Annotated in this window: 3 protein-coding genes and 1 pseudogene; all 4 read right to left on the bottom strand. The window is 42.0% G+C overall.

Features of this window, described 5'->3' with window-relative positions:
* Positions 1–401, bottom strand: a pseudogene (locus ACKPEB_RS22565) (hypothetical protein); the annotation flags it as partial.
* Between the two features lie 227 nt (positions 402–628).
* A complete protein-coding gene (locus ACKPEB_RS22570) occupies positions 629–2,920 on the bottom strand; it encodes a caspase family protein (RefSeq protein WP_408967274.1) in 2,292 nt (763 codons plus the stop codon).
* A gap of 84 nt (positions 2,921–3,004) precedes the next feature.
* Positions 3,005–4,183: a sulfate adenylyltransferase gene (sat, locus tag ACKPEB_RS22575; protein ID WP_408967275.1), complete on the bottom strand. Its 1,179-nt coding sequence runs from the start codon at positions 4,181–4,183 to the stop codon at positions 3,005–3,007.
* Between the two features lie 182 nt (positions 4,184–4,365).
* Positions 4,366–5,619, bottom strand: a complete 1,254-nt coding sequence (gene fabF, locus ACKPEB_RS22580; protein ID WP_408967276.1) for a beta-ketoacyl-ACP synthase II — start codon at positions 5,617–5,619, stop codon at positions 4,366–4,368.
* Positions 5,620–6,329: the final 710 nt, after the last annotated feature.

The following is a 6,329-nucleotide window of genomic DNA, read 5'->3' on the forward strand; positions in this document are numbered from 1 at the left end:
GTGAATTTGTGTTTACCCTGGTAATATTCGTCTTCAATCATTTGAAATATCTGTCGATAGGTTAGGCGGTCATCTACTGCGGTTTTCTTACCACTGACAATATTCTCATTAAACCATTGTTCCCATTCTGAAGCAGTGATAGCTGTACGCTTGCACTCATCTAGCTTTTTTCTTAAAATGGTACATTTTTCTAAAAAGGTATTAATACCTGAGATGCTCCAGTCACAGCCGGACGCCAGGGTGGTACGTTTTCCCCAAGGTTGAATAAACTTAAAGTTTAAGCGTGTTTCTACTCGCTGGGCGACTCCCTTGGGAATCAATGGCTCGATAGCTATCCAGTGCTTCAAAATATCTCCATAGGTTCCAAAGCTATCTACAGAGGTCTTATCCAATCTATCCATTTTCTATCCATCCATTTTTTAAGGGTTAGATTGGATAGATTACTTTTATGATAGAATCAGGGTTGTAGGGCTTCTAACAGGTTCAAATCCTGTATCGCCCATTTAGACGATAATCCTGTAAACCCTTCAGCGTAAAGCAATTGCGCTACCACTGTGCTAATCGCCCGTACTCGCGTACAGAGTGAGCCCCCTTCAGTTAGAATTACCGCTTTATTAATCTGATATCTTTATCCCACAACCCGATAAACAAAACTTAATGTCGCCCAACTATTAATATCTAATGCTAAATCATCAGTCATCATCCCCATTTTTTCTAAGGTGGGTTGACTGGCTCGATTCAAATCTTGTAAAATTGCATCAGCAATATTTAAAGGATTAGAAAGCAAATTAAACTTGAATAAACTGTCATTTTTCTTAACATTTTTATCTAAAATCTCTAAGGTTTCTGTCAAAGGATTAGCACTAAAAATTACGTGAGTTTCTGTTAATCCGACTGGCTCTTTAACGAATTCACCCATCATTTCTGTAGAAGCATTTGCACTATAAACCGTTGCGGGTGGTAAACTCAGGAATTTTCCGGGTGCAATTTGTTGTTGCTGCGGATCACGACCGGAATTAAATACATAAATTTGTCCTTCACTATTCACATAAAAAAGGAGGAAATAAACCGGAAATTCTCCTTTATTTTGAAGTTGATATTGTAAACGGCTGCCTAAAGGAACTGTCACAATCCCTAGATTTTCTGAAGCTGAAACAATGGATTGATTAGAATTAATATTGGATTTTGCCTGAATTGTTTCGGGAATTTCTCGAATATTATTATTCATTCCCTGAGTTTCTCGTTTAATTAAAACTTGAGACTGAGGTGCTAATAAGTTTAAGGTTGCTCTGACTTTTAACGATAAAGAACGTTCATTTTCTGTTAATCGAAATAACTTAATAGCTAAACGGTTTTTCAGTTGGGGAATTAACCGGTGCACCGCTATTTTGACCGCTTCTCCGCCTTCACCAACGGTATTAGGAAGCAAGACAGAACCTTTTGAAAATAAACCATATCGCCCTTGAAATAAAGGAGATAAAGGAGCTTCCAAAGCTTGAGCAATGGCGGTATCTGTCACACGACTGAGTAAATAATCGGCGGGTTGATCACTGGCTACAATAGTCATCCGAGAAAAACCCGAAAATGCGCTGGTTGCATCAACTCGTTCAATGCGATTCAGTTTAGGATCTAAGGCTATTTTTAAATTAGTTTGTCGGGGTAATATCCGAACTATTTCTTGTAATTTTTGTCCAACTTGTAACCCGAAGGGTGAGGTGAAATCAGTCGTTTTGACTTGAGCTTTTGCATTTAATCCTGTTCGAGAACGCAGTTGTAAATAAACGGGATTTTCTAAATCATTGACTTCTGATATAATTTTAAATACGGTATTTAAACTTAAAGAATCTAAGACAAAAGTAGGAAGTCCTGTTAATAAAATTTTTGCTGTTTTTCCATTATCTTCAACTCCCGTAATAATACCATCAATGGAAAAGGAATGGGTTCCTAAGATTCCTAAGAAAAGATCAGATTCTGTTTTGCGGTGAGACTGAGTTAATATTCGTCGGAGTTGGGGTTGTTGACAGGGGCCAACAATTTGTTCGACTTCTGCGGCTACTCTGCTAATTTGAGTCGTTAAATTCTGGGAGGGATGACTATTCCAAAAAGCTTGGGTTAAAGTATAGGTAAATAATCCCGCATTAAAGCCATCCCATCGCCCTTCTGTTGCGATTTGAGCAGGTTTAGACGCTGCTAATACTAATCCGGGTAACTGACCGGGTTTGCGTTGTTCTAAGTCTTGACGGGAAAGGTTTAAGCGAGATAATAATTGATTTTGTAACTCTAATTCTGCGGGATTAATGTTTAAATGAGTTGGGTTTGAAGCGGTGCGAATTTTAAGCGTCCCTTGTTGATGATACCCAGGATAAATAAAACTGGTGTCTAAAACCGTAATAATTTCAGAGGTCGATAGCGATCGCAATAATAACCATAAAGTATCCTCTAAAAGATCATTAATTACTTCTGGTTCAGAGGATTCTCCATCAATAGGAAGATAAGAATATTGAATTTGAGAGAGATTAGAATCTAGGTTTTTTCGAGAAATAGAACTTCCATAACCGCTAAAATGAAAAAACACTAAATCTCCCATTTGAGCTTGATCAACTAAATGAGAAATAAAGGTAGATTCAATCTGGCTGCGAGTTGCTGCTTCATTGGTTAACGTAACAATATCATTGGGATGAAACCCAAATTTATACACTAACAAATTTCGTTGCAATTCCACATCAGTCAAACAACCTTGCAACGGTTCTTCAATGCGATTTCCAGAGGGATATTGATTAATTCCCACCAATAAAGCTAACTTGCGTCGGGTTGGCTGTGCTAGGGCTTGATATGAACGATCATAAACTGTTTCATGAATTCCCAGCATCGCCAGCAGCAAGCCAGCTTGTTGCAAAAATTCCCGTCGATTTAATCCCATTATCAAAACTGAATTATAGGGAAAAGAATTGAAATCAGTTATCAGTGTAATATCTTAACTCTTTCACCGATAACTGATGACTGATTACACTTCTGCGGCTACCTTCATCGCTTTAATAAGTTCATTAGCCACTTCAGGGCGAGAAAATTCCGGGGGTGGAAGTTCACCGCGACGAAGCAATTCACGCACCTTCGTTCCTGATAAATGAATGCGCTGTTCTGGGGTGCTAGGACTGGTTTTGCTCGTCGCCATTCCTCCTGTCACCGTGCAGTAAAAAGCGTGTTCAAACATCATCGGAGTAATGCCTAATTCTCCGGGTTCAAATTCATCGAAAATATATTGAGCATCGTAGGTTCCATAATAATCTCCAACCCCGGCATGATCGCGACCCACAATAAAGTGAGTACAACCATAATTTTTCCGCACAAGGGCATGGAAAATCGCTTCACGGGGGCCGGCATAACGCATAGCCGCCGGATTAATCGCTAAAATAACCCGTTGTTTAGGATAGTAATGATCAATCAAAATTTCATAGCAGCGCATCCGCACATCAGCCGGAATATCATCGGATTTGGTTGCACCGACTAACGGATGTAAAAACAATCCATCAACGGTTTCTAAAGCACATTTTTGAATATATTCATGGGCACGATGGATGGGATTTCGAGTTTGAAATCCGACAATGGTTTTCCATCCTTTTTCTCGGAACATTGCCCGTGAGTCTGCGGGGTCAATTTGATATTTCGGAAAGTAGGGATGGGGTTGACGCTGTAATAACCAAACTGGGCCAGCCAGATTAACCCCCCCTTGATCATAAACAACTTTTACCCCAGGGTGTTTTTCTTCGGTGGTGCGATAAACGTTGAGGGCTTCTTTTTCCTTATCGTAGGTATATTTTTGGGTCAGTTCTAAAACACCGACAAACTCACCCGTTGGGGAATCTAAACGAACTAAACCACCTTCGGTGAGGTTGGACGCCACCTCTTCAGATACGGATAAGGTAATCGGAATTGACCAAGGTAAACCATTGCTGAGGTGCATTTGGTTAACCACGGTTTTATAGTCGGCCTGTTCCATAAACCCGGTGAGGGGACTAAAACCACCAATGGCGATTAATTCTAAATCCGAGAGCGAGCGTTCATCCAACTGAACTCGCGGTAAATGTTCCGCTTTGTCTAAAAATTCCTGCCGTTGGTCAGGTGTAGCAATGCGGTTAATTAGATGTCCACCATGGGGAGCAATGGCGTCGAGATGATGACTCAAGGATACCTCTCTAGGTTGACTACAAGAACAACAATTCTTAAATTTTCTTTATATTTCTATCCTACCCTGTTATGGAAGCAAGAAACACCGAAAACCGCCTAAGCGGGTGAGGAGCTTAATTGTGACAATAGCCACTGCATCAACACCTCGATGGAGTGGCTATCTCAAAATGAATGGCAAGATTAAGCTTGAAACTTTTTAAAAGCTAAGGTCACATTATGTCCACCAAATCCAAAGGAATTGGACAAAGCGACATTTACCGTTAGGGGGCGACTGGTGTGAGGAACATAATCCAAATCACAATCTGGATCAGGGTTGTCTAAATTAATCGTTGGAGGAACGCGATCTTCAGCAATTGCCATGGCTGTAGCCACGGCTTCAATGCCTCCTGAACCTCCTAATAGATGACCCGTCATGGATTTAGTCGAACTAATTGCCACTTGGTAAGCGTGCTCACCTAATACCTTTTTAATCGCGGCGGTTTCTGTAACATCGTTTGCAGAGGTACTGGTTCCGTGAGCATTAATATAACTAATTTGGTCAGGAGTTAACCCAGCATCCTTCATCGCTAAGGAAATGGCTCTAGCGGCTCCTTCGCCTCCAGGAACCGGAGAAGTCATGTGGTAGGCATCACAGGTCATGCCATAACCCACCAATTCAGCATAAATGCGAGCGCCCCGACTTAAAGCACACTCTAATTCTTCTAACAGCAGAATTCCGGCGCCTTCTCCCATGACAAACCCATCTCGATCTTTGTCAAAGGGACGACAAGCGTGAAGGGGGTCATCATTGCGGGTGGAAAGTGCCCGTGCGGCTGCAAAACCGGCTACGGATAAAGGGGTTACAGCCGCTTCGGTTCCCCCACAAATCATCGCTTGAGCATAGCCACGCTGAATTAAACGAAAGGCATCGCCAACGGAATTTGAACCAGCCGCACAAGCGGTAACAGAACAGGAATTCGGCCCTTTAGCCCCGGTATGAATTGCTGTGAGTCCGGCGGCCATGTTGGCAATCATCATCGGGATCATAAACGGACTACAGCGATCGGGGCCACGATTCAAATAGATCTCTTGCTGATCTTCAAGCACTTTGAGACCGCCAATGCCTGTTCCAATAATGACGCCCACCTGTTCTGCATTGAGGTCATTAATCACAAATTTGGCATCTGCTATGGCCTGTTGACTGGCAGATACGGCAAATTGGGCAAAGCGATCCATGCGTTTTGCTTCTTTGCGCGAAATGTAATCACAAGGGTCAAATCCTTTGACTTCACCCGCGATGCGACAATCATGTTTTGACGCATCAAATAAGGTGATCGGGCCGATGCCATTGTGTCCGTTGATTAAGCCTTCCCAATATTTAGCTAGGGTATTTCCCAACGGAGTAATTGCCCCTAAACCTGTTACAACAACGCGCTTAACATTCATCGTAGTCATGATTTTCGTCGATTCAAGAATTTAACTTGATGGAGCTAGAAGTCCTACACCAGAAGCTATCTTAGTCTTGGGAGCAATTGCGACCCAAAACCTAAAACCCAAAAACACAAATGCTGTGCTACAATTAAATGAAATTTGCATCACATCACCCATAAGCGAAAACCAGGCTACACAGACATTGTAGCGAAATCAGGATTAGGTCTTCGGAACCTAGACTCCGGCTGATTGAGAAAGTGTAAGACCCTAACTCACTACGGAGTTTTGGGGCAATTCCCTGGGAAATCATCCAGTCTATTCCCAAGTCATCGCTTGGTACTTTGGTCGTTCACTCACCCCAAATGCAGAACACAGCGTGAGAAGCAAAACTAACATTTTGACACTCCTCGCGAGAACGCGACGAGGATTGTTAATTCATCGACAGACCTTTAAGCACCATGTCCTTACGGCAATTCTTAAACCTCTCAACTGCACCAGTTATGCCAATTGCAAAGTCTAATTCATAGTCGCCCCAGAGGGTCTATCTCTAAAAGCGTACTAGGATACTAGCCTAGAGTTCGGATATGCCCTACCCTACTTTTCGATTCGTTTCAATTAATCGGTTTTCTGGTCATGAGAATTTGTTGATTCTCTAGCTGTTTTAAGAGTTTTCGCTGCTCTTAGTCCAATAATTTATGCCTTAAAGTGTGTCTCAACCGTTTCACAATGGCACA

This window comes from Planktothrix sp., assembly GCF_046067725.1.
In the GTDB taxonomy this organism is placed as follows: Bacteria; Cyanobacteriota; Cyanobacteriia; order Cyanobacteriales; family Microcoleaceae; genus Planktothrix.

Coding starts and splice junctions, on each gene's coding strand:
- ACKPEB_RS22570 (WP_408967274.1), bottom strand. CDS start 2,920: ATGGGATTAAATCGACGGGAATTTTTGCAACAAGCTGGCTTGCTGCTG.
- fabF (WP_408967276.1), bottom strand. CDS start 5,619: ATGACTACGATGAATGTTAAGCGCGTTGTTGTAACAGGTTTAGGGGCA.